The sequence below is a fragment of the Geomicrobium sediminis genome, from assembly GCF_016908595.1.
In the GTDB taxonomy this organism is placed as follows: Bacteria; Bacillota; Bacilli; order Bacillales; family Marinococcaceae; genus Geomicrobium_A; species Geomicrobium_A sediminis.
The window spans coordinates 1-23889 of record NZ_JAFBEC010000008.1 but is presented as its reverse complement, the minus strand read 5'-3'; the positions used below and the strand labels follow the sequence as shown (position 1 = coordinate 23889).

Genomic DNA, 23889 nt, shown 5'->3' with positions numbered 1-23889 from the left:
AAGAAGGTTTATTTTTTGAACTATTAAATTTCAATATATAATTGTAAGACTTACTTGAAAGTTGTTCATTACTTACACCGTAGTCACTTGAATGGCTAGTAATTCTTACACGAAAATTGGCCCATATCATTAGTGAAATCTTTCATAATTATTGTTGGACATTTGTTTTTTTTAATTGAATATTTATTAACATATAAAAACTAGTCTTCATTGTATGAAAGATTGCACCTGAACTAATGTTTTAAGAAGCCTCAATGAATAGGGACAATAAATTGGTTGGGTTAAAAGCCTTAATAGGAAACAATGTAATTAGATGTATGAAAACGAGATAGTTATAATGAAATTCGAGATAAAAGTTTTGAATATTAAATTTTATAAATTTGTAATTATATAACGTATTGACCATAATATGACAATAATATACACTGTGTCTTAACTTAAATATGTTTAATTTTCATATTTAAGAATTTAATTTTTGGAGGTTTTATTTTGAATAATTTATCTATTCTGTTATCAGGCTTATTAATGGCTTCTTTAACTAGTGAAGTTGATGCCAATGATGCAGATAAGATTGAGTTTACCGAAATTGAGGGAGAAATTACTGAAATTGAAGGGTTTACTGAAACACAATCAGATGGTTCAGCAATACTTAGCAACCTCGAATTATTTCACAATCAAGGAGAGGTTGATGCAAAAGGGTCTTTTTTATTAAATGGTGTAGAATCTGAATTGGAGTTTGAGGGTTTACTTTACCCTTTTGGCGGTAAAGGATTTCGAGATGATGATGTAATTGGTGATATTGAGATAATGGACGAAAATTATAATATCTTACAGTTTCTAATTGAAAATGAAGGTAAATTTTTAACGATTTTAGTTGAGGATGTAAAAAATCAATCATGGTTTAAATTCGAAGAAGAGTTAGACAACTCATTGTTCGATAACATACTTAAAGGAGCGGAAGTATCTTTAGAAGCGAATAGTTTAAATGATAGAGAACAATTTGAAAAAGTGGCACCTCTATATAATGTGAATAATAATTCAGATATCATAAGTGAGGAGTCAGAAACAGACACCTTAGAGCAAAGCTATAATGCTAACACAGATAAAGAAATTGACATTCAAAGTAGGGATATTTCTGTTCAAAACGTATCTGAAGTAGGTGTTGCTCTAAATGAGTTAAAAATAACTGGTAGCGCAAATTTGGATGATTATTCTATCCCTAATAGCGTTTTTAGAAATTCTGGATGGTCATATGATTCCAGTATAGCAGATTATTCTGACGGTGGTGGTACTTATCATTCTTATAGTACCACGCAGGTTGGTTCTACAATAACTCAAATTAGTTTTATGGATACGGGAGCATATTTTCAAGGATTTACATCGTCAGGTGTGAATAGATTTGACGTTACAACAACTCTTGCTGATTCATTAATGGTTGAATTAGATCATAATACTAATGAGTTAAGTATCCTCTATTACGGTGGAGGAGTTGATATTCGAGATTTTGAAAATGGTATGTTTGCATTGACAGGGGAAAATGTTTTTAGAAATCAAACATTGAATGGATCAAACGTATCTGAATCAGGTAATGGTGCAGTAAGTTTCTTAGTTGGATTAGTTCCGCATGGAAGCACAATTACAGATTTGGTAGATATAATTGGGGATAATGGTAGTGATAATTTAGGTAATACAATAGGATTTACACATTCGACTTTTGAAGATCAGAGACGAAACTTAGATGGTAGGGTTTATCGGGGTATTAGAGCGGTCGCTAGTAATCATACTTTAAGCTCAGAAGGTGCTAATCTCACTTTTCAAGGCGAAATCCACTCACCTGATCATGACATAACGCTTGATTATTCAATTAAGCATGTAGCAAGACATAACCTCTAATAACAAGAATTTTAGACAAAAGCATTTTAGGAATAAGAAAACCGAACTAAATTCATCATTCTAAAATTGGAATGGTGAATGAGTTCGGTTTTTCTAATAGAGAACTTTATAAGCTGTAATCATCGTCTTTAGTGTTAGGCAATTTCAGTTATTTCACAGTCTATTTGTTATTTGTCGAGTACATTATCCTCTATACTTTTTCGAAGATAATTATCTCCTTGAATATCAAAATAATCACCATACATAAATATCTGATTTTCTTTGAGATGAATAAAATGGGGTTGATCTGAACCAGTATCAATAATAATACTAAACATTCTTTCATTTGGGCTAAAGGGCTCTCCGCTTTTTAGTTTCATATCAGTTGCCCTTTCTATAAGATACAAAATGAATTCTTTATCTTCTACTAAAACAGAGTCTGCATTTTCCTGTTCAATTATCAGTGTATCGATGGACCCGTTTTTTTTCGTGAATTCATTAATTTTGTCACCAAATGTAGTTACATTTATGTAGTTAATGCTAAGTAAAGCAATTATGATTGCAATAACAATTGATATGAGTAACCATATTCTTTTCAAATAACTCACTCCATTATTATAGATAAAATCACTCTAAATATACGATATTAGAACACATAATTAAACAGTAATTGCCAAAAAAGGTACAATATTATTATTAAGAGGATAATATTTTTTATTTAGTAATACAATATATGTTCTTACACCCGTATATTGAAATGGCGATTGTCTTGTTGATCGTAAGTATTTGTGCGTTCGTCTCAGTCGCTAATTCAACGGAGTTAATGAAACAACAAGCAACAGATGCGTTTATCGAGCAATTCGTCACGGACTTGTATTTTGCTCAGCAACAGGCGATGGCAAATAGCCAAACCGTACATGTTCATGTTCAAACAGAAGCCGTATTTACAAAAGGCGAATTACAGTGTCTTTCTTGGGAACATTGGCGTAAAAGGGAGCGATCCGTTTGTCTCGAAGTTCCGTAAATAATCAAGGGTTTACACTGCTTGAAACGGTGATCGCGATGATGATTTTCTTTTCAATTCTGTATGTCGTCCCTCTACTTTATGACGCGATCCATCCTCCGCAAAGTGAACGAGGTGAGCAACGCCAAGAGCTACTCGTATTATTCCAACAACTACAAAAAGAAAGCCTTTACAGTGTGTCTTATGATATTCCAAATCCGTACCGTTTAGAAATGACGGATGTTGAAGGAACGGTGCGAATAATTCAAATGCAAAATAACCAACTGATTATGAGAGTGAACAATCAAGGTCACACGATTTTATTGAACGCTTTAGAGCGCTTTGAAGTGAAACGAGGCAATCGTGGGGTCGTCATAACAATTACCCTTCAGAATGAGCGTCATTCGCTTGCTCTTTCAGACGTGATCATCGAGAAAGGAGAATGGCTATCGGTGAAAAGGGAGCTATAATGCCGTATATTCTCGTATTATGCTTCGTATTCAGTGCGCTCGTTGCAACGCAAGCGCTCCTCTTTTTGACTGAAAAACAAATGGTTACGTCGTACCAGCATTATATGCAAGCCTCATTGCTCATCGAGAAGTCAAAAAAAGAGTGGTGGCGCCAGTTTGAACGTGGTGATGACAAACGAGCGGGAACGTATCACTATGATTCTGGAACCGTGAGTTATACACAAAAAGCAACGAGTAGTGATTACGATGAAGTCGTGTTCACATCAAAAACGACAGCCGACACGACAGTCGTTCATCGGTTTTACATCATGCGGATTGATGTTGAAGAAGACGAGGCGAATGAAGACGATTACGAACCTTCCAACCACGAGTTGGAAGGTTCTTTTAGGTTTAACAATCGTTTCGTTTGCATAGAGTAAGAACAAACGTTCTTTTTGAAGGTGGTGGAGGTCTTTGCAAACCATTCTCGAGACATCGTGTGTAAAACGTCAGAAGCTTTGTATGATCTACAAAAGTGAAGGTGGTAATTTCACAAAGCGGGTCGTACGTATTCAAACGTATGACGACCGTTTAATAAATGCGTGGTGCTTTAAGAGTCAAGCGTACCGACGATTTTTACGGAAAAATATTTTGGCAATCGAACCTGTAAATACGTATGGATAAATCGTCACAAAACCGTCAATGATAAGGAACAGGAGTTGATCTAGATGAACCCGAATCCTTATTTAAAATATCTAGTTGAATCATTTCTAAAAGGGCTAGAGAACTTTTTTTCGCATGAAACAAGTTATTGGGAGCGCAGAAAGGCGCGAAAGAAAAGGAAAGTAAAGCTGTTTACGATGTTTGGAATGGTGCCGACTGCAATGAAAATTTCGTACCGTCAAGCAAGAAAAAAGCAACCGACACGTTTTATCTTGGCAAACCGCAGGGAAAAGTAATTTACAACGACACAAAAATTCATATATAATGTGAGTATCGAGATGGACAATCTTTTGAGTTTCGCAGCAAGGAGGGAACAATATGAACAACGAAATGGGCCGGATGTTCCGTGTTATGGGGTTCTGGACAGGGATCTTTGCTGTCTTGTTCTTCGTCGGGAACATGTATGAAATGGCACTTATTTTCTTTGCGAATACGGCAGCTTTTGTTGGATTAGGCTTTATGAACTTGTCAGAGCGTAATTACATTTACATCTTTGGCGCTTACTTAACACTGTTTATGGTCGTGTTTTCCGTATACTCGATTTTCATTATGGAACCGTCATTTGGCCACTAAACAAAATGAACATACATAAAAGGCGGTTTTGGCCGCCTTTTCGAATGTTCTATAGACCGTTTAAAAACGGGTTCTGTTCCGTTTCTTGTTGAATTGTTGTAGTCGGACCGTGACCTGGAGCTACTTCTGTCGTTTCAGGAAGTTCTAGCAACTTCTCGTGAATACTTAAAAGGAGCTCTTCGTGATTTCCGCCTGGAAGATCGGTTCTGCCGATTCCTCCTTGGAAAAGCACGTCTCCAGAGAACACAGTACCTGACGATGCATGATAATAAGAGACACTCCCTGGTGAATGTCCTGGAGTATGGTAAACGTCAAATGCGAAATTACCGACTTGAAGGTTTCCTTCATCTGTAATCAGCTTCTCAGCTGCCTTTACGGTGAACCCTTGTCCGTTTAGGAAGTTACTTGAACGGTTCAGTTCATCGTCTGTTAGCCAATCTGCTTCGATGTCGTGAATATAAACGGGAATGTTAAACGCTTCTCGAATATGATCGACCGCACCGATATGATCAAAGTGTGCGTGTGTAAGCAAGATCGCAATTGGTTGTAACGAAGCGTTTCGTATTGCCGTTTCAAATGCTTCACCGTCCCCACCAGGATCGAAGATGATAGCTTCTAGGTTTTCATTGTAAAGCACATAAGCATTGGTTTGCAGGGGCCCTAAGGGCACTTGAGACCATTTCATTTAATGAATCCACTCCTTTTCCTATTTCAATGCTATTGTACACAGTCGCATTGTTTTTGAAAAGGAATGGCGCTCTTACGTGTTGAACTTTACGATAACTTCTTTGTAAGGAGAGAATGACTTATGGCAATGGGTTCAATTACATTAGCGGTTGCGATTCTTTCAGCGATTGCGTTAGTTAGAGAATTAAAGCGTCGTAACTTCCTAGGAGTTGCGGTTTCACTAGCGAGTATTCTCGTTTTCGGATTCTTTGGGATCATGACGCTAATTACAGGTGCTCCAGAAGCATAACGAACAAAAAGGCTGTTCACAATGTCAATGACGTTGTGAGCAGCCTTTTTTATTTTACGAACTTTGAAGGTAAAACACCCCGCCATTAATAAAGTTGAGTTCAATGGCTGGTTGGTATTGTTCTTTGATTGCTATTTGCTCTAACTGATAGGCTTCTTGATCACTTGCTTCTTGATCTTGGTAGAAACGATCAAGAAGCAATAAATCATCTTCCATACGCCGTACGGCTTCGTCTGCCCACGCATGCTTTGTTGAAGAAAGTTCCTTTAGAACGTATTGTTTAATGCGAGCGACCGCACTTTTCGGTTGGATGAGTCCAGCCATTTTAAATGCCATTTCTGGGATGCTCGATTGCACATTACGATTACGCAAGACGTCCATAAAGTTATCTACCGTTTCACCATTAATAAGTTGGACGCCAAATGAGCGTAATTCATCTCTTCTACGGTGACACGTGTACGAAATACGAACGTTTAAACAGAGCCACGGATATAGTGCTGTTCGAGAATGAGGGGCGGTCTGCTCGTAAAGCCTCGTAAACCGGCCTTTATTTAAAGCAGAAGAGAAAAACTGATGCAACCTTGGTGAGCCAAAGTGCACTTTTTCAAATCCGTTTGAGTTCTCGACGTTTGTTGTCATCCGCATTTGCATCGGTTGCGGAGTTGCTCCGGTTTTATCAAGGTAATGCCAATAAAAGGGTCGATTCATTAACTCTTCATCAAGTTCACGCGTGAGTTGTACTTCAATGTCTTCGGGACTTCGTGATAAAAATTGTGCACCTGACGTTGTTAAGTAGCGCTCAATGTAACGATGGACTTTCGCTTGATTCACCTTACGCACCTCCTTTTTTCATATACGTTGACAATTGTTGAAGCTTTTCTTGTGCGATCACTTCGGACTCTTCGGAGAGCGCATCTTGAACGTAGTGTTCAAGCTTCGTGGATTGTGAGCGTTCTAAGATGTCATCAAGGTGTCCGATGACGCCTTCAAACATTTCGATTTTCTCGTAAAGAAGTCTTAGAATCCTCTCTTCGATCGTATTGCCGACGGCATAGTTTGTAATGTGTACTTCGTGTTCTTGTCCGAGTCGATGGATTCGGCCAATTCGTTGCTCCACACGCATCGGATTCCACGGCAGGTCGTAGTTAATCATATGGTGACAAAACTGCAAGTTAAGCCCTTCGCCGCCAGCTTCCGTTGCGATCATTACTTGTGCATAGTCACGGAATAGTTGGCGCATCCAATCTTTTTTGCTACGTTTAAAGCCTCCTCTAAAAGGAACGGACTTAATGCCGTTCTGTTGAAGAAACCACTGCAAATACGCTTGAGTAGCACGGTATTCGGTGAAGATAATCGTTTTTTCTTTGCTTTCGTGAAGTTGCTTTAGTACGTGTTCTGCTTTCGCATTCCGATTCGCTTGTTGCATCTTTGTAATTAACGGTTGTACGAGTTCCTCGGTAAGAAACCCTTTTTTTAACATGTTAGACAGCGTGACGCCTAACGCTTGTTTGCTTGAACACGTTTCACGTAGAAGTGTCGTAAGTGATAAACCGTGCATGTTCGTATCTTTTAACCGTTTTACTTCTTCATACAAGTCAATTTCCTCGTTCGTAAATGTGACCATGTAGTTTTCTACGTTGCGCTTTTTCCAGTCGATTTTCGTATCTGCTCTTCGGTTGCGGACCATCACGTGTTGAACGAGTGTTTTAATGTCGTCGTTGCTCAAGTCTTTTTGGTCTTCTTTGTATTGGCGTTTGAATGATTGTTCATCGCCTAAGTGACCAGGCTTTAAGATTGAGACGAGATGAAACAGTTCTTCAATGCGATTTTGAACAGGCGTCGCTGTGAGTAGGAGGCAGAATCGTTTTTTTAGTTGTCGGATAAATTCATAGTTTTTTGTGCTTGCGTTTTTGAGTTTGTGTGCCTCATCGATAATAATCATGTCGTAAGGTTGTTGCAGTACGATATCTCGGTGAGGTTGTCTTTTGGCGGTTTCCATCGATGTGACAACAACGTCTGCTTGTTCCCAAACGTACGATTTCTTTTGTGGGATGGCAGGAATGTGGAATTTCTCGTTTAACTCGCTTGACCATTGATTTACTAGTGAGGCGGGTGCTAGGATTAATACTTTTTTTACGAGACCACGAATCATATATTCTTTCAGCACGAGTCCGGCTTCAATCGTTTTTCCAAGACCAACTTCGTCTGCTAATATGGCTTTGCCATTCATGTCTTCCACAACCCGGCGAGCGGTTTCTAATTGATGCTCGTACGGGGTTAAGTTCGGTAAGTATGATGGAGCAACGAGTCCATCAAACGATGGCACAGCACGATGTTCTTCTGCTTCGAACGCTAAATTAAACATTTCCCAAGAAGCGAATGGACCGTCGTTGTCGAGGCGTTTTTGAAATTCTTGTTCCCAATCAGTAGAAAAGTCAATATCGATATACATGTACTCTCCTCATTTACGATAAAATCATTGGCAGTCGGTTAGCATGATGCTAAACTAGCAATATAGTACGTACGAGTAGTAAAGATTTCGTAGTCGCAACATACTTCATAGTATGTAATTTTCCTAAGCTTTCTATACAACTGAATCATTGGCGGGTGATGACAGAGGGAGAGTTCGCAAGTTTCAAAGCGGCGCCGAAGGAGCAAGCACTACATGTGTGAATCTCTCAGGCAAAAGTACTTCTGTTTGACGCAACTCTGGAGAGTGCTCATGTATTGAGCCACCCACGAAGACACACCGATGATTGAATCATCGGAAGAAACTTTCTGGTCAACGGACAGAGCTTTTCAACGATTGTTGGAGAGTTCTGTCTTTTTTTATTAAAGAATTGTGGAGGCGATGACAAACGTGACGAATTTGCGTACAGCTTTATACGATGCACACGTAGACTTAGGCGCAAAAATGGTGCCATTTGGTGGATGGGAGATGCCCGTTCAGTATACATCGATTAAAGAAGAGCACTATGCCGTTCGAAATCATGTAGGGCTCTTTGATGTCTCTCATATGGGCGAAGCTTTTGTTGAAGGAGAGGGCGCACTAGAGACGTTACAAACGGTCATGACAAATGATGTATCAAAGCTAACACCGGGAAAAGCTCAATACTCACTAATGTGTACAGAACAAGGTGGAACGGTTGACGATTTACTCGTCTATTGTTTTGATAACGAGCGTTACCTCGTGATCCCGAATGCAGCAAATCGAAACAAAGACATTGAATGGATCAAGGCACATCAAAAACCGAATACGACGATTACAGACGTTTCTGATGACTATGCACTATTAGCGTTGCAAGGTCCGAAATCTGAAGAGGTATTACAATCACTCGTTTCTGAACCTTTGAACGAGCTTGGATTTTTTCAATTTTTAGCTGAATCGAAGCTTCTCGGTACATCTGCGATCATTTCAAGAAGTGGGTATACCGGAGAAGATGGATTTGAAATTTATTGCAAATCAGAAGATGCGAAAACGATTTGGGATGCACTCCTTAAACAAGAAGTGACTCCTTGTGGTCTCGGCGCAAGAGATACACTTCGACTTGAGGCGCGTTTGCCATTATACGGTCAAGAATTGTCAGACTCGATTAGCCCACTTGAAGCAAAGCTAGGGTTTGCTGTTAAAACGAAAAAGACTCAGCCGTTTATTGGTCAAAAAGCCTTGCAAGAAGAGAAGGAACAAGGTGTTAAGCGCCAACTCGTTGGCATTGAAATGATTGGCAAAGGCATACCGAGAACCGATTATCCTGTGTACAACGAACGAGAAGAAGTGATCGGTCATGTGACAAGTGGTACGCAATCGCCAACACTTGGCACGAATGTAGGACTTGCACTACTTGATGAAGCTTACGCTGCCATTGACACGACTGTCCGTGTTGGCATAAGAAAGCGAATTGTTGAAGCGAAAGTCATCCAAACACCGTTTTATAAACGCTAGGAGGGAAAACATGTCAAACCATCGTTATTTACCAATGACTGAAGAAGATCGTAAAGAAATGTTGCAAGTAGTTGGGGCAAACGACGTCGCCGATTTATTTGCGGATATTCCAACAAAAGTACGTCCAGCAACCTCTATGAATATTAAACCAGCATTAAAAGAGCGCGATTTACTTAAGCACTTTACAGAGTTAAGTAATCGAAATGTATCAACGAAAGATTTCCCGTCATTTTTAGGAGCGGGTGTCTACGATCACCATATCCCAGCAACCGTTGATGCCGTCATTTCTCGTTCGGAATTCTACACAGCTTATACGCCATACCAACCGGAAATTTCTCAAGGTGAATTGCAAGCAATTTTTGAATTCCAGACGATGATTGCAGAGATTACAGGAATGGACCTTGCGAATTCCTCAATGTATGACGGTCATACGGCTCTTGCTGAAGCGGTCGTAATGGTTGCAGGTCATCTGAAAATGAAAAAACAACGCGTGCTCGTCTCTGACACTGTACATCCAGAAGCACGTGATGTGATTGATACGTATGTATTAGGCCCAAGATTGAATGTCGCTTCTGTGAATGAAGCGAAAGGAAAGACAGACGTAAATGACCTTAAAGAAAAGCTTGATGATGACGTGTGCGCGGTCGTCGTACAATACCCGAACTTCTACGGTGGAATTGAAGATTTAAAAGCGATTCGCGAGGCGTGTGATGAATCGGGTGCGATGATGATTGTAAAAAGCAACCCTCTCGCATTAGGTGTGTTAACGCCACCAGGAGAGTTTGGTGCAGATGTAGTTGTTGGTGATACCCAGCCATTTGGTATTCCTAGTCAGTACGGCGGTCCTCACTGTGGATACTTTGCAACGAAAAAAGCATTGATGCGAAAAGTACCTGGTCGTCTTGTAGGGCAAACAGTCGATGAAGATGGGACACGTGGGTTTGTGCTTACATTACAAGCGAGAGAACAACATATTCGAAGAGACAAAGCGACATCGAATATTTGTTCAAACCAAGCGTTAAACGCCCTTGGTAGTTCTGTTGCGATGACGGCACTTGGAAAGAGCGGATTAAAGGAACTCGCGGTTCACAACTTAAAAAAGGCGCATTATGCAAAACAACAAGTTGAGAATGCTGGATTTACGATCGTCAATGAAGGTCCTCATTTCAATGAATTTGTTGTTGATGTAGGAAGTAACGTTGTTGAGGTAAACAAAAAGCTGATCGATAAAGGGTTTATCGGAGGCTTAGATCTTGGACGATTTGATCAAGCGAGTGACAATCATATGCTCGTCTGTGTAACAGAGATGCGAACAAAAGAAGAAATTGATCGATTCGTTAAAGCATTGGAGGAGAGCAAATGAGAACGAAAGAGCAGCCGCTTATTTTTGAATTAAGTCGTAAAGGTCGTAAAGGCGATTCACTTCCAGAACTCGATGTGCCTGACGTATCAGTGGAAGAATTGCTTGAGGATTCCTACATTCGAAAAGAAGAAGCAAAATTACCAGAAGTGTCTGAGCTTCAACTCGTTCGCCATTATACGGCGCTTTCTAACCGAAACTTTGGTGTTGATTCTGGGTTTTACCCTCTCGGTTCTTGTACGATGAAATACAACCCGAAAGTGAACGAAGTCGTCGCGAGAATGCCAGGTTTGTCTCACATTCATCCGTATCAGCCCGAAGAGCAAGTACAAGGGGCATTAGAATTGATGCACGAATTGCAAGAGTCATTAGCAGAAATGACAGGGATGAAGGAAGTGACGTTGCAATCAGCAGCAGGTGCTCAAGGAGAATGGACAGGGTTAATGATGATCCGTGCGTTCCATGAAGCTAATGGTGATGTTGAGCGTACGAAAGTGATTGTACCTGACTCGGCTCACGGTACGAACCCAGCATCGGCGAGTGTCGCTGGTTTTGATTCAGTGACGGTGCGTACGGATGAGCGAGGTCTCGTTGACTTAGATCATTTACGTGAAGTGGTTGGTAAGGATACGGCAGCGCTCATGCTTACGAATCCAAATACCCTCGGGTTATTTGAAGAAGATATCGTTCAAATGGCTGAAATTATTCACAGCGCCGGTGGTAAATTGTATTATGATGGAGCTAATTCTAATGCCATCTTAGATAAAGCACGTCCTGGTGATATGGGCTTTGACGTTGTGCATTTGAACTTGCATAAAACGTTCACCGGACCTCACGGAGGCGGCGGTCCTGGAAGTGGTCCAGTCGGAGTTAAAGAAGATTTAGTGCCATTTTTACCGAAGCCACTCCTCATTAAAAAAGAAGAACAATATACGTGGGATTACGATCGTCCGCAATCAATCGGACGTGTTAAGCCGTTTTATGGAAACTTCGGTATCAATGTACGTGCGTATTCTTATATTCGTACGATGGGTCTAGAAGGCTTAAAGCAAGTATCTGAAGATGCGGTATTAAACGCGAACTATTTAATGAAGCGTCTTGAGCCGTATTATGATGTGCCGTACTCTCAATATTGCAAACATGAATTTGTCGTGTCAGCAAAACGACAAAAAGATCAAGGCGTACGCGCATTAGACATTGCAAAGCGCCTGCTTGATTATGGGTATCATCCACCGACGATGTATTTCCCGTTAAATGTAGAAGAGTGCATGATGATTGAACCGACGGAGACAGAGTCGAAAGAAACGTTAGATGAATTTGCTGACGCTTTGATTGCTATTAGTAAAGAAGTAGAAGAGAACCCTGATTATGTATTAGAAGCGCCACATCATACTGTTGTTTCAAGACTCGATGAAACGACAGCGGCAAGAAAGCCAATTTTAAAACACGAGCAATAATAAAAACGAAGCACAAACTCACAGATTGAGTTTGTGCTTCGTTTTAATGAGAACGTCGACGTTCTTGTTCATTTTTTAATTTTTCAGGAGTTACATCTGTACCTTCTTCATCGACGACAGTCACATTAGAAATTGTGTCTTTTACTTGGCCACGAATATAGCCGAGGTATTCTTGTCTGAGTTTCGCTTGCTCGTTTTGCTCATTCTCAGTTAGGCCAATTTCTTTGGACTTTTTGGCAAGTTCGTTAATACGTTCAATAATTGGAATCATCGTGTGCTCCTTCCATTGATCTTTCATTTATACGTAACGATTGTAATTACATGCATACTTAAAGAGATAATTTTATCATTTGTTTGTAACGTTTGCAATAAAATGCCCTTTCTAATGAATGAAAGGGCATTGGCTTATTTCTTCTTCACTTTTCCTGTCCATTTACGAAAGCCACCCTTTAAGTAGAAAAGACGATCGTTGTTAGTCTTTTTCTTAATCATACGAGCAGCTTGACGACTTCTTGCTCCAGAGTGGTCATACAAATACACGTCTTGGTCAGGACGAACTTCAGACAAACGTTGTTTTAATTGGGAAAGTGGAATGTTCCGAGCGCCTAAAATGTGGCCGCCATCGTATTCCCGTTGTTCACGCACGTCAATCAATTGGGATTTACGATATCCTTGAATAAATTGATCTTGCGTTAATGGGCTTAAGAATTTCGGTGTTGATAGTCTTCTAAACAAAAACACAATCAAGAAACCAATTAATAGCCCCCATAAAATATAACTGATCACGTTCATAACATCCATGTATGTTCCCCCTACGAAAAGCTAGTACATCCTTTTCTATTATAAGTCGGAACTGCACGTTACGCAAAGGTTGTCTTCGCCGATGCAAACAAGTGTTACTTTTGCTACACTTAATAAGATTGGAGAGGTGAAATGTATGCAAAAAGAAACATGGCTTTTTCTAGAGTCGGGTGCATGTTCCCCGTCTTACAACATGGCTTTAGATGAAAAATTGTTGCAGTGGCATAGCGAAGGGAAGATTCCACCAGTGATTCGCTTTTATGAATGGAATCCAGCATCTCTTTCTCTTGGCTACTTTCAGAAGATACATAAAGAAATCAATATTACCGCAGTAGAAGAACATGAACTTGGGATTGTGCGCCGTCCTACTGGAGGACGTGCAGTGTTACATGACAAAGAATTGACGTATAGCGTCATCGTCAATGAAGACCATCCTAAGATGCCTGAGACAGTAACTGAAGCATACCGTGTCATTTCAGAAGGATTGCTAGAAGGGTTCAGACAATTAGGATTAGAAGCGAATCTATCGATTCCGAAAACGAAAGAAGATACCGATGCATTGAAAAACCCAACATCTGCCGTTTGTTTTGATGCTCCATCTTGGTATGAGCTTGTTGTTGAAGGGAAAAAAATAGCAGGAAGTGCGCAAACGCGTCAAAAAGGCGTCATCTTACAACACGGCGCAATTGTGCTTGCTTTTGACGTCGATCAACTATTTAGTGTGTTCAAGTTCAAAGATGATCGCATGCGAGAACAAATGCAAAAGCGGTTCCTTCAAAAAGCCGTTAGCATTCAAGACCTAACAAGCACTGACGTAACCATCCCTCAATTGAGAGAAGCTTTTAAAGTCGGCTTTGAGCAAGGCCTTGACGTTCATTTAGAACCAATGATGTTAACGGAAGAACAAAAGCAAGAGGTAGAATCGTTAGCGATTGAGCGCTATCAATCAGACGACTGGACGTATCGTAGATAATAAAAATAAGGCTAGTACGACTCTGAAGTGATTTCAGAAAGTGTTTAGCTACATGTAGTTTTTTGAAAGCAGAGTAACATCTCCAGAGCAGGAGTATGCCTTAACTAAGGAAAACCGTACAATGGCAATCAAAGCCTATATATTTCTTAATGGTTTATCAAAAAAAGAACGAGCACCCGTTTAAGTTCGGGCGTTCGTTCTTTGATTTTGTCTTGTTCAGTGCATTTATATTACGTTACTCGCCTTGTTCAGTTTTAACTACGTCTTCATCAAAACGCTTTTGTAACGATTTCGTTAATGGTCCGACAGTTAATTTATGATGCACGGTACCTCTTAACTCAACGATCGGAGTAATCTCACTTGTCGTACTCGTAATAAAGGCTTCATCAATGTTCTTCATATCTTCGACTTGAATGGGTTCAAAGACTACGGATTTCCCGTGTTCTTCAATATAGTCGAGAACGAGTTGGCGAGTAATGCCATTTAAGATGTAATTGTTTGCAGGGTGAGTTTGTACAACATCGCCTTTAATGATGAATAAATTCGATGAAGAACCTTCAGTCATTAAGTCACCACGGTGCAATAAGGCTTCTTGACAGTCGTGATCAGCGGCTTTGCGTTTGGCCATGACATTGCCTAGCAAGTTTACCGTTTTAATGTCACAACGTAGCCAGCGTTCATCTTCGGTTAAGTACGTAGCAATTCCTTCAGACATCGCTTGTTGTGGTCGCTCCATTGGCTTTGTGAATGCAAAGATCAAAGGTTCAGTATGGCGCTCATATAGATGGTTACGATCAGCGGAGCCGCGGGAAAGTTGGACGTAAATGATTCCTTCGTTTAATTCGTTTTCTTTAAGCAGCTCTAGAAGGGAGTTCGTTAAGCTTTGCTTAACATCGTAATCAAACGGGATGTCCAATTCTTCAGCGCTTCGTTGAAAGCGTTGCATGTGCATTTCCATTTGGAAAGGAAATCCTCCATAAATTCGAATCACCTCGTAAATGCCATCACCAAAATACATGCTGCGATCATCAAATGAAAACGAAGCTTCTTCTCGATTAATGAGTTGTTCATTTATTAATACTTTCTCACTCAACTGATTCCACGCCTTTCATATGTGCTCTAATGAAGAACACATCACGATTATTCTGACTTCTATCATACCACGATTTGCTTTCTTTTCGAAGTGATGCTTTTCTTGAATCTGTCGTTGTTTGTCATGCGCCAATTCGGTACAATAAAGAATGTGATAAAAGAGTTGTGCCCAGAACGCAATTGAATGGGGGAACACACGATGGCAACAGCTAGCATGGAAGACTATTTAGAACGAATCTATCAATTGATTGAAGATAAAGGGTATGCTCGGGTGTCTGATATCGCAGATACACTAGAAGTGCATCCATCTTCTGTAACGAAAATGGTTCAAAAGCTTGATAAAAGTGGTTACGTCGTTTATGAAAAATACCGAGGACTGATCCTAACATCAAAAGGTAATAAAATTGGAAAGCGGCTTGTCTATCGTCATGAGTTGTTGGAAGAATTTTTACAGTTGATTGGTGTCGATGAATCGTTCATTTATCAAGACGTTGAAGGGATTGAGCATCATATTAGTTGGGATGCGATTGACCGCATAGGAGATCTTGTTCAGTACTTCAAAGACGATCCGGCGCGTCTAAACGCGCTAAACAACTATCATAAAGAAGAAGAATAGATAAGGGGTGGAAGAGGTGCAGACTTACACGATGATCATAGCCGGCGTGACGAGGCACCTACCGATCGTCCCGATCTCAGAACATACAGCGATTGCCAGTTTCGTGATGCTTGGAGATACAGTGCTTACAAAAGCAACAGCAAAGGCGCTCGTCGATCAATTGCCAGAAGCTGATGTTTTAGTTACGGCAGAAGCCAAAGGCATTCCGTTGGCACAAGAACTCTCGAGTTTGTTGAATCACGATCAGTATGTTGTTGCACGTAAAACAGTGAAACCTTACATGAGTGAACCACTCGTACTAACGGTAAAATCCATTACGACCGATGTAGAGCAGACACTCGTATTGGATGAACGAGATGCTCAAAAGCTTAAAGGCAAGCGGATCGTGCTCGTAGACGATGTTGTATCAACAGGCGAATCGATTGCGGCACTGCAAGAACTTGTTGAAAGGGCAGGGGGTAACGTTGTTGCCAAAACCGCTGTACTTGCAGAAGGCAGTGCAAACGATCAACAAGATCTCATTTATCTAGAAGAACTTCCTTTGTTTCCAATTGAAAAAAAGCCGATTTAGCGGTTTGCTCCAAAAGTTCGTAAAAACAATTTTTGGGCAAACGATGCTAAATCGGCTTTTTTTTATTCTTTTTGTGCAGGTGTTGGTTCTTCTTTTGGTTGGTCCTCTTTCAAATTGATTTGAAAAAGTCCTGCTTCTTTCGCGCTTAAGATCGCCATATAAACAAATGGACCTAAGATTAATCCCATCACACCAAAGAATACGAAACCGAAGTACATCGATAATACGGTCGGCAAAGCATTCATGCCAATCGAGTCTCCGAGTACTTTAGGTTCTAAAATACGACGAATGATGAGGAGAACGAGCGCTAAAATGTTTAATTGAATCCCCATCGTGACATCACCTAAGATCATCGCTAACAATCCCCATGGGACGAGTACGAGGGCAGGGCCTACGTAAAGTGGAATAATGTCTACGACCCAAATGATGAGTGAGAGTATAAAAGCAGAGCCTGGTGATATGTAAAGAAGACTGATGTACGTGAGAATAAAGACTCCTAAGCTAAGAATAAATTGAGCTTTCCACCAGCCTAAGAATACTCGACCCATCCGGTGAAAGACGAATCGTAATTTCTCGGATGTTTCCGTTTTGAAGAAGTTAAAGAAATTCCCAAGAAGTCGAGGTAAATCCAAACTAAATAGAAACAGCGTAATTAAGTAAATAAGCACTACGAAGAGCATATTTGGAATCGCAGACAAAAACGAACCGAGTAGCCCGACAAGATTGGTCGTAATGCTAAGCGCGAAATCAATCGCATCTTCTGAAAGACGCTCAAGTTCACGGGCGATTTGATACCCTTGTGGTAAATCTCTCAACAATTGATTAAATTGAATAATCAAGTCGTTCGCAAACCGTTGCAATTCAAGTGCGTATTGTGGGAGTTGTTGTGACCAACTTACAATACTTCTCATTAGACTTGTCACAGCAAAGTACAGCCCGATTGCACTAATGGCTACAAATAACAAAAATACAATCGTAACAGGCAGAAGGCGCTTTTCAGTTTTTAACTGCTTTTTAAAGAAGCGAACAAAAGGTTCAAAAATCATGGCAGTTAATAACGCTAATAGTAGCGGCATAAATGCCGAAAAATTGTAATAAACAAATAGCCCGATCAAGATGAGGGCAATGATGATTAAAATCCGTTTGACTAACGTTTTAGTTAACAACAGGTGCCTCCTTCGCTTCGTTGAAGCGCTATAATGCAAAAATCCTTATCTCTATATTATACGGCAAATTTTAGGATGTAAAATGGAATCGGAAGTTTTTTTGCATAAACGTAGAAAAGCAACAAACATTTCGTTTGTTGCTTACGTAAAGTATTCAATTTTGGAATTGGGAAAATAGTGGTCTACGTAGCGATACAATGTATCTTTCATCACTTCTTCTTGGTCTTTTTCATACACGTATTTGTGAATTCCGTAGCGCCCCCATTTTTTCCTTCGTTTCGTTTTATCAAGTTCTAACTTTGTCATCGGATAGTTTTTTTCGATGACGCGTTTCGCAGGTTGTGTAAACCGATGTTGGATAAATTCAAATGTAATGTTGTCTCGACCGTTACTCGGAAGTTGGTTAGACAGCTTTTTAAATAAGGTTTCATAGCCTTCTTCCCAACCGTCATGTAAATAGATCGGGGCGACGATAAAGCCGAGTGGGTAGCCTGCTTCTTGAACTTTAGCAGCGGCTTCAATTCGTTTATCAAGCGTTGACGTTCCAGGCTCAAAGTACCGAATTACAAAGTCAGCATTAACACTGAATCGAAAGCGGGTTTTTCCGCGGTGATCTGCATCCAACAAATGGTCAACATGTTCGAATTTCGTGACGAAGCGAAGCTTTCCTAATTCGCTTTTGGCCATATGTTCAATCGCATGCTTAAGAGAATGAGTAATATGATCAATGCCAACAATGTCTGACGTACAAGAGGCTTCAAACCTGGTCTGTTCAGGAGCTCTTTCCAACATGTAGTTGTCCGCTTGTTTTAAGATTTCATCGGTGTTCACATACGTTCGAATGTACGGTTTACTACCCATCGTTGTTTGCAAATAACAATAATGACAATGACCCATGCAACCAGTTGCTAAAGGGATTGCATATTCAGCCGACGGTTTAGACGTATCAAACTTTAATGTTTTTCGAATGCCAACGACAAGCGTTGATTTTGCGTTTCGATATTTTTGAAAATGGTTGTCACCAGGTAAATTGCGGATTTGGTTGTGTGACGTAGTCTCATGTATTTCAGTTCCTAAGTCTTTGAAATAATCATAGAGTTTCTTGCCTAGTGGGTAGTCAAAAGCTTTTGGTTCTATATAAATTCGCTCAGGCATAAATGGCTTCATGGTTTTCCCCCTTACATTGGTTCTGGGTCGGTGCCAAAGTAGTAAGAATACGCTTCCTCAGCCTCTTCATAACTGTTAAAAACCGCAAGTTCTTCAGTAATTGGATAAAACTCATCCATTAAATAAATCGTTTGTGAAAGAGGATCTTGTGGGTCGTTAACGACAGTTGCTTCACGGATGTTTGCAACGTCTTGCGTGTGGGGATTACGGTGGATCACATACAGCGTTTCACCTGCTTTGTAGTCCATCAAACGTTCTCCTCCTTTCTCTATAACTAACTTGTGCGTATCTTTTTCGTCGTACGCTAGGAGTGAACTGGCGATCAATCCTTACATTTCCTGTAAGGACAACACGCAACTTCTTCTTTGTGCGCATAGTGTGTAGGTGTGGGGAGTTGGTGTTTCAATGCTGATTGACGGTGTCTTTGCAGGTGGTGGTGTAAAAGCCTTTGCCTTCATTGGCGCATTGCAGGCGATGGAAGAAAAGAACTTCACGTTTTCTAGAATCGCAGGTACGAGTGCAGGAGCCATTATGGGGAGCTTAATGGCTGCGGGATATACGAGCAAGGAGATTCGAGAGATGTTCGATGAAGTGGAACTTAAGATGTTCCTCGATCCTACAGCTTGGGCGAAAACATTTCCACATTTACTCAAATGGGTAGGCGTCTACTTTGGGCTTGGATTATATAAAGGAAATAAATTAGAAGAGTGGTTAGCGAATAAGCTTGAGGCAAAAGGGGTTCGAACGTTCGGTGATTTGCCAAATGATCAACTAAGAGTTGTGGCAGCAGATATTTCAAAAAGCCGAATGCTCGTTTTGCCAGATGACCTTGAGCATTACGGCATCATTCCAGACTCGTTCCCTGTCGCTCGCGCGGTACGAATGAGTTGTAGTTTACCATTTTTCTTCCAGCCTGTTCGGTTGTTTGATAAAGGTGGAACGTCATCATTAGTCGTTGATGGTGGGATTTTAAGTAATTTTCCGATGTGGTTATTTCGAAAGCATCGTTCAAAGCGACCATTGCTCGGTTTTCAACTTAATCCAGAACCGGCGGATCATGATAAAAACTCGATTACAAATGCACTCGAGTTATACGGATCGATTTTTGAGACGATGCAAAAAAGCCACGATTCACGATATATTGATTCTGGTCACGAGAACAACGTCGTGTTTATTCCGATTGAGACGGTTAGGACGACGAGTTTTTCTTTAACGGATGAAGATCGAGAAAAGTTGGTTACTCTAGGATATGAGACGACAAAACAGTATTTGAAAACGTGGAGTCGCTAAAAAATGCGCTGACGAAAATTATCGTCGCGCATTTTTTTTCTTGCCATTAACGACCTTTAAGTGGGTCGGATTTCGCTTTTTCTTTACACTAACCGCATCGGGGTTTTTATTGTTTGTTTTTCGTCGTTGTTTGTCTTGTTTGAGTGCACGCTTGTAATTCGGGTCCACCCGTTGACCTTGAACTTGTGGACGAATAAAGCGAGTGAGAACGAAATAGAGAATTACCCCGATTACAGCAGTGATGACGAGCATTAAGAGCAGTCCAGATGGATTGAAGATCAGTTGAGAACCAAGTCCAATCACTGCAAGGAAGCTAATAATCAAAACGAAAGGGTTTTTTAGAAACGACTGCAAACGCTCATCTCCTTTTAAACGATGTTACTGCCGGCTTTTTCTGCCTTTAGTTGCTCATCGCGTTCTAGCAGTTTTTCAAAAGAAGCAATCGATACTTCAACTTGGTCGTCTTTTGGTTGTTTCGTTGTAAGTAGTTGCAACCATAAGCCAGGGAGCCCGAGCCATTTTAACACAGGGATGTCTCGTAACTTGTTCGTAAACTGCAACACTTCATAGGAAACTCCGAGAACGACTGGAATGAGTAATAAACGATGTACAATTCGCTCAAACAAATTATCAAACGGTACGAGCAAATAAATCAGCACACCGATAATGACGGTAAACAGCATAAAGCTACTACCACAACGGTAATGCAATCGAGAGTGCTCTTGTACATTCTCGACCGTCAATGGTTTATTTGATTCATACGTGTTGATCACTTTATGTTCGGCACCGTGGTATTGAAATACCCGTTTAATGAGTGGGGTTAACGAGATCAAATAAATGTACCCAACGAGAATAATGGTCTTAAATAAACCTTCAAGTAAGTTCTGAGCTACATGTCCAGGGAAAGGTCCGGATAAGAGTTCAGCTAAAAAGACTGGGACGAGTGTAAAGATGACAGTTCCGATTAAAAATGCAAACACTGCCATGGCAGCGACACCTATAAAGCTCACGATCTTAGAACGCTGCTCCTCAGTAACGATATTCTCATCATCATCGGGGTGAACGTCATAACGATCAGAGGCAAAGTTCATATGTTTACTTCCCATCGCTGCTGCTTCAATCAGAGCAACAGTACCTCGAACGAAAGGAATTTTCTTTAGCTTCTGTAGTGTAGGCATTGGCTTTCGGACGTTTTCGAAGTATTCGATATCACCGGTGTTCCGGCGTATTGCAGAAACAGTCGTTTCTTTACCTGCAAACATTACACCTTCAATGAGGGCTTGACCACCATAGGCGGGTTTTCCTGTAGAGGGAGACGTTTGTTCTTGTTCTTGTTTTTGTTCTTCGCTCATGTTGGCACCTATCTTTCAACTCTTTGGTTTGCTATGGTTTCTATTCTACAACAAGATGCAACTCACCTCCACGACACAGTTTTAAAAGAGAGAAAATCTACTGTGAAGAGAATGAGCACAACTCATTTGTACCATACTATGGATCAATGAGGTGAGTAAATAATGCCAACAAAACAAAATCGAAAAACAGATACGAAAGATTTGCCGTATAGCGTAAAAGTTCTCTTAATAGGAGCTGTAGGAGGTCTTTTGTGGAGTTCCATTTGGTACGGAGCTTATTTTTTTAATTTTACAGATGTCGGTCCGAATTTATTTTGGATGGCATGGTCACTTGGAGATTGGACAGAAGAGAAAACAGGTCAATGGCTTGCTATTCTCATGATTACGATCGGCTCGATTGCAATCGCCTTTCTTTATCGTTATAGTCTTGCGAAGATTAGTAGCATGTGGATGGGAATTGGCTTTGGAGCCGTACTATGGGTGCTGATTTTTTACATTGCTAATCCGTTATTTGTCGGGTTAGATTCAGTTCAAGAGTTAAGTAATATCACAATCACGAGTACCATTTGTTTGTTTATTAGTTACGGTCTATTTGTCGGATATTCCATTGCTTATGAAGAAGAGTTGCAAAAATACGGAGGAACATAATGGCTAGATTTCCTAAACATGTGCTAAGATAGAGGTGATGTAATCGTAAGTTTTGCGAGGAGGAACGAAAGCGAATGAAACGAGTTGACAATGTTAGAAAACAGTTTCAATCATTAGGCATCGATGCGTTTATCGTTGAGAGCGAGGCCAATCGTAGATACCTTTCGCATTTTACTGGGAGTGCAGGGGTCGTTTTTTTAACGGAAAGTGAGTCATATTTTATTACCGATTTTCGTTACGTCGAACAAGCAACGAGTCAATGTGTTGGTTACACGATTGTTGAGCACAAAGGTTCGGTTGCTACGGAAATACAAGAACTTGTAAAGAAGCATAACGTGAAGGCAGTCGGCTTTGAGAAATCGTATACAACCTTTGAGAAGTATGAGTTGTATAAGCACGAACATTCGATTCCATTGGTTCCTTTAAGTGGGGTTGTGGAATCATTGCGTCAGTTCAAAGACGAAGAAGAAATTGTGACGATGAAGAAGGCTGCAGCAATTGCAGATGAAGCTTACGCGCACATTTTAAATTACATAAAGCCTGGAATGCGAGAAAAAGAAGTTCGTGATGAGCTAGAGTTTAAAATGCGACAACTTGGTGCTGATGGATCATCATTTGATATGATTGTTGCTTCAGGAGCACGAGGTGCATTGCCTCACGGTGTTGCAAGTGACAAAGTCATCGAGGAAGGTGAACTTGTTACCCTTGATTTTGGTGCGATTTATGAAGGGTATTGCTCAGACATTACACGTACTCTCGCTGTCGGAGAACCTAGTGAACAAATGAAAAAGGTCTTTGACACGGTATTACAAGCACAGTTAAAAGGTGTAGAGCAAATTAAACCTGGAATGACAGGACAAGAAGCAGACGATATTTGTCGTTCGTACATTTATGAACAAGGGTATGAAGGCAAGTTCGGTCACGGTTTAGGGCACGGGCTTGGCATTGAAGTTCATGAAGAACCGAGACTTTCTCCGAAAGGTAACGTCGTATTGCAACCAGGAATGGTCGTAACCGTTGAACCTGGGGTTTATTTACCAGGGATCGGTGGCGTACGAATTGAAGATGACATCGTCATTACAGAAACCGGGAATGAGCGTTTAACGACGTCTGATAAAACGCTTAAGTATGCGGGGCAAAACTAGAAAAAGGTGGATATACGAAGATGATTTCAGTAAACGATTTTAAAACAGGTCTTACGATCGAAGTAGATAACGATTTATTTTCAGTGTTAGAATTCCAACATGTAAAACCAGGAAAAGGCGCTGCTTTTGTTCGTTCAAAATTAAAGAATTTGCGTACTGGTAACATCGCTGAGAAAACATTCCGCGGTGGGGAAAAAGTAAATAAAGCTCATATCGACCGTGACAAAATGCAATATCTCTACTCAAATGGAGATGAGCATTCTTTTATGAACATGGAGTCATTTGAGCAAATTGAGTTGCAAACGGAGCAAATTAAGTATGAACTAAACTTCTTGAAAGAAAATATGGAAGTTCACATTACGCAATACGGCACAGAAACACTTGGGGTTGAGCTACCTAACTCTGTAGAGCTGACGGTAACTGAAACAGATCCAGGAATTAAAGGGGATACAGCTTCAGGTGGTCACAAGCCAGCAACACTTGAAACTGGATTCCGGGTAAACGTTCCGTTCTTTGTTAACGAAGGCGACGTTCTTGTTGTTGATACACGTAAAGGGGAATACGTTTCCCGCGCATAGTAAAGAAAAAAGCACTTTAAACGTTTCTGTTTAAAGTGCTTTCAGGCTGTTGAGAAAGTCATTTCTCAACAGCTTTTTCTTATTTATAGACGCCGAATCATAACCACGCTTTGTTATAATAGAGAAAAGAACGG

The 23889-nt window shown here is 40.5% G+C and carries 30 protein-coding genes and 1 riboswitch; of the genes, 18 read left to right on the top strand and 12 right to left on the bottom strand.

The window, feature by feature from the left end; translation table 11 throughout:
* Positions 1-489: 489 nt before the first annotated feature.
* Positions 490-1893 carry a hypothetical protein gene (locus tag JOD17_RS13530; RefSeq protein WP_204698398.1) on the top strand — a complete coding sequence of 468 codons (1404 nt, stop codon included), beginning with the start codon at positions 490-492 and terminating at the stop codon, positions 1891-1893.
* 167 nt (positions 1894-2060) lie between these two features.
* On the opposite strand, the gene JOD17_RS13525 is transcribed toward JOD17_RS13530, so the two are convergent.
* Complete coding sequence (locus JOD17_RS13525) at positions 2061-2471, bottom strand: hypothetical protein (RefSeq protein WP_204698397.1); 411 nt, start codon at positions 2469-2471, stop codon at positions 2061-2063.
* Between the two features lie 134 nt (positions 2472-2605).
* On the opposite strand from JOD17_RS13525, the gene JOD17_RS13520 reads away from it, so the two are divergent.
* From JOD17_RS13520 to JOD17_RS13495, 6 genes are all read left to right on the top strand, one after another.
* Entirely contained in the window at positions 2606-2896 is a 291-nt protein-coding gene (locus JOD17_RS13520; RefSeq protein WP_204698396.1) for a hypothetical protein, read from the top strand.
* Positions 2878-3345, top strand: a complete 468-nt coding sequence (locus JOD17_RS13515) for a competence type IV pilus minor pilin ComGF (RefSeq protein ID WP_204698395.1) — start codon at positions 2878-2880, stop codon at positions 3343-3345. The genes JOD17_RS13520 and JOD17_RS13515 overlap by 19 nt, the downstream gene beginning before the upstream one ends.
* Complete coding sequence (gene comGG / locus JOD17_RS13510; RefSeq protein ID WP_204698394.1) at positions 3318-3764, top strand: competence type IV pilus minor pilin ComGG; 447 nt, start codon at positions 3318-3320, stop codon at positions 3762-3764. Before JOD17_RS13515 ends, comGG begins: the two co-directional genes overlap by 28 nt.
* A gap of 34 nt (positions 3765-3798) precedes the next feature.
* Positions 3799-4008, top strand: coding sequence for a hypothetical protein (locus JOD17_RS13505; RefSeq protein ID WP_042413578.1), 210 nt, complete (start codon positions 3799-3801; stop codon positions 4006-4008).
* A gap of 44 nt (positions 4009-4052) precedes the next feature.
* On the top strand, positions 4053-4283 hold the full coding sequence (locus tag JOD17_RS13500; RefSeq protein WP_204698393.1) for a hypothetical protein: 231 nt from the start codon (positions 4053-4055) through the stop codon (positions 4281-4283).
* 94 nt (positions 4284-4377) lie between these two features.
* Positions 4378-4620: a DUF2626 domain-containing protein gene (locus JOD17_RS13495; RefSeq protein ID WP_042359225.1), complete on the top strand. Its 243-nt coding sequence runs from the start codon at positions 4378-4380 to the stop codon at positions 4618-4620.
* 49 nt (positions 4621-4669) lie between these two features.
* Here the strand turns inward: JOD17_RS13495 and JOD17_RS13490 are convergent, their stop codons facing one another.
* Positions 4670-5305, bottom strand: coding sequence for an MBL fold metallo-hydrolase (locus JOD17_RS13490; RefSeq protein WP_204698392.1), 636 nt, complete (start codon positions 5303-5305; stop codon positions 4670-4672).
* A gap of 123 nt (positions 5306-5428) precedes the next feature.
* Between JOD17_RS13490 and JOD17_RS13485 the strand changes: the two genes are divergently transcribed.
* Positions 5429-5596, top strand: a complete 168-nt coding sequence (locus JOD17_RS13485) for a DUF2759 domain-containing protein (RefSeq protein ID WP_081831512.1) — start codon at positions 5429-5431, stop codon at positions 5594-5596.
* Positions 5597-5650: 54 nt separating this feature from the next.
* Here the strand turns inward: JOD17_RS13485 and JOD17_RS13480 are convergent, their stop codons facing one another.
* Both JOD17_RS13480 and JOD17_RS13475 read right to left on the bottom strand, forming a co-directional pair.
* A complete protein-coding gene (locus JOD17_RS13480) occupies positions 5651-6427 on the bottom strand; it encodes a YqhG family protein (RefSeq protein ID WP_204698391.1) in 777 nt (258 codons plus the stop codon).
* A gap of 1 nt (position 6428) precedes the next feature.
* Entirely contained in the window at positions 6429-8048 is a 1620-nt protein-coding gene (locus JOD17_RS13475) for a DEAD/DEAH box helicase (RefSeq protein ID WP_204698390.1), read from the bottom strand.
* 155 nt (positions 8049-8203) lie between these two features.
* Positions 8204-8300: riboswitch (glycine riboswitch) on the top strand.
* A gap of 147 nt (positions 8301-8447) precedes the next feature.
* Between JOD17_RS13475 and gcvT the strand changes: the two genes are divergently transcribed.
* The 3 genes from gcvT to gcvPB are packed head-to-tail and all read left to right on the top strand — an operon-like array spanning position 8448 to position 12356.
* On the top strand, positions 8448-9539 hold the full coding sequence (gene gcvT, locus JOD17_RS13470) for a glycine cleavage system aminomethyltransferase GcvT (protein WP_204698389.1): 1092 nt from the start codon (positions 8448-8450) through the stop codon (positions 9537-9539).
* 10 nt (positions 9540-9549) lie between these two features.
* Positions 9550-10902 carry an aminomethyl-transferring glycine dehydrogenase subunit GcvPA gene (gene gcvPA / locus JOD17_RS13465; protein WP_204698388.1) on the top strand — a complete coding sequence of 451 codons (1353 nt, stop codon included), beginning with the start codon at positions 9550-9552 and terminating at the stop codon, positions 10900-10902.
* Positions 10899-12356 (top strand): aminomethyl-transferring glycine dehydrogenase subunit GcvPB, encoded by a 1458-nt coding sequence (gcvPB, locus tag JOD17_RS13460; RefSeq protein ID WP_204698387.1) that lies wholly within the window; start codon positions 10899-10901, stop codon positions 12354-12356. The genes gcvPA and gcvPB overlap by 4 nt, the downstream gene beginning before the upstream one ends.
* Before the next feature lie 43 nt (positions 12357-12399).
* Here the strand turns inward: gcvPB and JOD17_RS13455 are convergent, their stop codons facing one another.
* Both JOD17_RS13455 and JOD17_RS13450 read right to left on the bottom strand, forming a co-directional pair.
* A complete protein-coding gene (locus tag JOD17_RS13455) occupies positions 12400-12627 on the bottom strand; it encodes a DUF896 domain-containing protein (RefSeq protein WP_204698386.1) in 228 nt (75 codons plus the stop codon).
* 134 nt (positions 12628-12761) lie between these two features.
* Entirely contained in the window at positions 12762-13157 is a 396-nt protein-coding gene (locus JOD17_RS13450) for a rhodanese-like domain-containing protein (protein ID WP_420827941.1), read from the bottom strand.
* A gap of 136 nt (positions 13158-13293) precedes the next feature.
* Here JOD17_RS13450 and JOD17_RS13445 point away from each other — a divergent pair, with 136 nt between their 5' ends.
* Positions 13294-14130: a lipoate--protein ligase family protein gene (locus JOD17_RS13445; protein WP_204698385.1), complete on the top strand. Its 837-nt coding sequence runs from the start codon at positions 13294-13296 to the stop codon at positions 14128-14130.
* A gap of 235 nt (positions 14131-14365) precedes the next feature.
* Here the strand turns inward: JOD17_RS13445 and dat are convergent, their stop codons facing one another.
* Positions 14366-15223 (bottom strand): D-amino-acid transaminase, encoded by an 858-nt coding sequence (dat, locus tag JOD17_RS13440; protein WP_204698384.1) that lies wholly within the window; start codon positions 15221-15223, stop codon positions 14366-14368.
* 198 nt (positions 15224-15421) lie between these two features.
* On the opposite strand from dat, the gene mntR reads away from it, so the two are divergent.
* Together mntR and JOD17_RS13430 are read left to right on the top strand one after the other, a co-directional pair.
* Positions 15422-15838 carry a transcriptional regulator MntR gene (gene mntR / locus JOD17_RS13435; protein ID WP_042413600.1) on the top strand — a complete coding sequence of 139 codons (417 nt, stop codon included), beginning with the start codon at positions 15422-15424 and terminating at the stop codon, positions 15836-15838.
* A 16-nt stretch (positions 15839-15854) separates the two neighbouring features.
* Positions 15855-16409 (top strand): phosphoribosyltransferase family protein, encoded by a 555-nt coding sequence (locus tag JOD17_RS13430; protein WP_204698383.1) that lies wholly within the window; start codon positions 15855-15857, stop codon positions 16407-16409.
* 62 nt (positions 16410-16471) lie between these two features.
* Here JOD17_RS13430 and ytvI read toward each other — a convergent pair whose 3' ends face one another.
* The 3 genes from ytvI to JOD17_RS13415 all read right to left on the bottom strand — a co-directional run bounded on the left by ytvI (position 16472) and on the right by JOD17_RS13415 (position 18990).
* Positions 16472-17575, bottom strand: coding sequence for a sporulation integral membrane protein YtvI (gene ytvI, locus JOD17_RS13425; protein WP_042413603.1), 1104 nt, complete (start codon positions 17573-17575; stop codon positions 16472-16474).
* Positions 17576-17716: 141 nt separating this feature from the next.
* A complete protein-coding gene (splB, locus tag JOD17_RS13420) occupies positions 17717-18742 on the bottom strand; it encodes a spore photoproduct lyase (protein ID WP_204698381.1) in 1026 nt (341 codons plus the stop codon).
* Positions 18743-18753: 11 nt separating this feature from the next.
* Entirely contained in the window at positions 18754-18990 is a 237-nt protein-coding gene (locus tag JOD17_RS13415; RefSeq protein WP_042359079.1) for a transcriptional regulator SplA domain-containing protein, read from the bottom strand.
* 157 nt (positions 18991-19147) lie between these two features.
* Between JOD17_RS13415 and JOD17_RS13410 the strand changes: the two genes are divergently transcribed.
* The gene (locus JOD17_RS13410; RefSeq protein WP_204698379.1) at positions 19148-20032 is read left to right on the top strand and encodes a patatin-like phospholipase family protein; all 885 of its coding nucleotides are present in this window, start codon (positions 19148-19150) and stop codon (positions 20030-20032) included.
* Positions 20033-20050: 18 nt separating this feature from the next.
* Here the strand turns inward: JOD17_RS13410 and JOD17_RS13405 are convergent, their stop codons facing one another.
* Entirely contained in the window at positions 20051-20386 is a 336-nt protein-coding gene (locus tag JOD17_RS13405; protein WP_204698377.1) for an SA1362 family protein, read from the bottom strand.
* A 14-nt stretch (positions 20387-20400) separates the two neighbouring features.
* Positions 20401-21384: a DUF1385 domain-containing protein gene (locus JOD17_RS13400; RefSeq protein WP_204698374.1), complete on the bottom strand. Its 984-nt coding sequence runs from the start codon at positions 21382-21384 to the stop codon at positions 20401-20403.
* A 162-nt stretch (positions 21385-21546) separates the two neighbouring features.
* On the opposite strand from JOD17_RS13400, the gene JOD17_RS13395 reads away from it, so the two are divergent.
* From JOD17_RS13395 to efp, 3 genes are all read left to right on the top strand, one after another.
* Entirely contained in the window at positions 21547-22032 is a 486-nt protein-coding gene (locus JOD17_RS13395; RefSeq protein ID WP_204698372.1) for a YqhR family membrane protein, read from the top strand.
* Positions 22033-22106: 74 nt separating this feature from the next.
* Complete coding sequence (locus JOD17_RS13390) at positions 22107-23177, top strand: M24 family metallopeptidase (RefSeq protein WP_042359083.1); 1071 nt, start codon at positions 22107-22109, stop codon at positions 23175-23177.
* A gap of 20 nt (positions 23178-23197) precedes the next feature.
* Positions 23198-23755: an elongation factor P gene (gene efp, locus JOD17_RS13385; protein WP_204698370.1), complete on the top strand. Its 558-nt coding sequence runs from the start codon at positions 23198-23200 to the stop codon at positions 23753-23755.
* The last annotated feature ends 134 nt before the right edge of the window (positions 23756-23889 follow it).

Coding starts and splice junctions, on each gene's coding strand:
- JOD17_RS13475 (WP_204698390.1), bottom strand. CDS start 8,048: ATGTATATCGATATTGACTTTTCTACTGATTGGGAACAAGAATTTCAA.
- JOD17_RS13415 (WP_042359079.1), bottom strand. CDS start 18,990: ATGGACTACAAAGCAGGTGAAACGCTGTATGTGATCCACCGTAATCCC.
- efp (WP_204698370.1), top strand. CDS start 23,198: ATGATTTCAGTAAACGATTTTAAAACAGGTCTTACGATCGAAGTAGAT.
- JOD17_RS13400 (WP_204698374.1), bottom strand. CDS start 21,384: ATGAGCGAAGAACAAAAACAAGAACAAGAACAAACGTCTCCCTCTACA.
- mntR (WP_042413600.1), top strand. CDS start 15,422: ATGGCAACAGCTAGCATGGAAGACTATTTAGAACGAATCTATCAATTG.
- JOD17_RS13445 (WP_204698385.1), top strand. CDS start 13,294: ATGCAAAAAGAAACATGGCTTTTTCTAGAGTCGGGTGCATGTTCCCCG.
- JOD17_RS13390 (WP_042359083.1), top strand. CDS start 22,107: ATGAAACGAGTTGACAATGTTAGAAAACAGTTTCAATCATTAGGCATC.
- JOD17_RS13495 (WP_042359225.1), top strand. CDS start 4,378: ATGGGCCGGATGTTCCGTGTTATGGGGTTCTGGACAGGGATCTTTGCT.
- comGG (WP_204698394.1), top strand. CDS start 3,318: ATGGCTATCGGTGAAAAGGGAGCTATAATGCCGTATATTCTCGTATTA.
- gcvT (WP_204698389.1), top strand. CDS start 8,448: ATGACAAACGTGACGAATTTGCGTACAGCTTTATACGATGCACACGTA.
- gcvPA (WP_204698388.1), top strand. CDS start 9,550: ATGTCAAACCATCGTTATTTACCAATGACTGAAGAAGATCGTAAAGAA.
- JOD17_RS13490 (WP_204698392.1), bottom strand. CDS start 5,305: ATGAAATGGTCTCAAGTGCCCTTAGGGCCCCTGCAAACCAATGCTTAT.
- splB (WP_204698381.1), bottom strand. CDS start 18,742: ATGAAGCCATTTATGCCTGAGCGAATTTATATAGAACCAAAAGCTTTT.
- JOD17_RS13450 (WP_420827941.1), bottom strand. CDS start 13,157: ATGGATGTTATGAACGTGATCAGTTATATTTTATGGGGGCTATTAATT.
- gcvPB (WP_204698387.1), top strand. CDS start 10,899: ATGAGAACGAAAGAGCAGCCGCTTATTTTTGAATTAAGTCGTAAAGGT.
- JOD17_RS13395 (WP_204698372.1), top strand. CDS start 21,547: ATGCCAACAAAACAAAATCGAAAAACAGATACGAAAGATTTGCCGTAT.
- JOD17_RS13485 (WP_081831512.1), top strand. CDS start 5,429: ATGGCAATGGGTTCAATTACATTAGCGGTTGCGATTCTTTCAGCGATT.
- JOD17_RS13520 (WP_204698396.1), top strand. CDS start 2,606: ATGTTCTTACACCCGTATATTGAAATGGCGATTGTCTTGTTGATCGTA.
- JOD17_RS13455 (WP_204698386.1), bottom strand. CDS start 12,627: ATGATTCCAATTATTGAACGTATTAACGAACTTGCCAAAAAGTCCAAA.
- JOD17_RS13500 (WP_204698393.1), top strand. CDS start 4,053: ATGAACCCGAATCCTTATTTAAAATATCTAGTTGAATCATTTCTAAAA.
- JOD17_RS13410 (WP_204698379.1), top strand. CDS start 19,148: ATGCTGATTGACGGTGTCTTTGCAGGTGGTGGTGTAAAAGCCTTTGCC.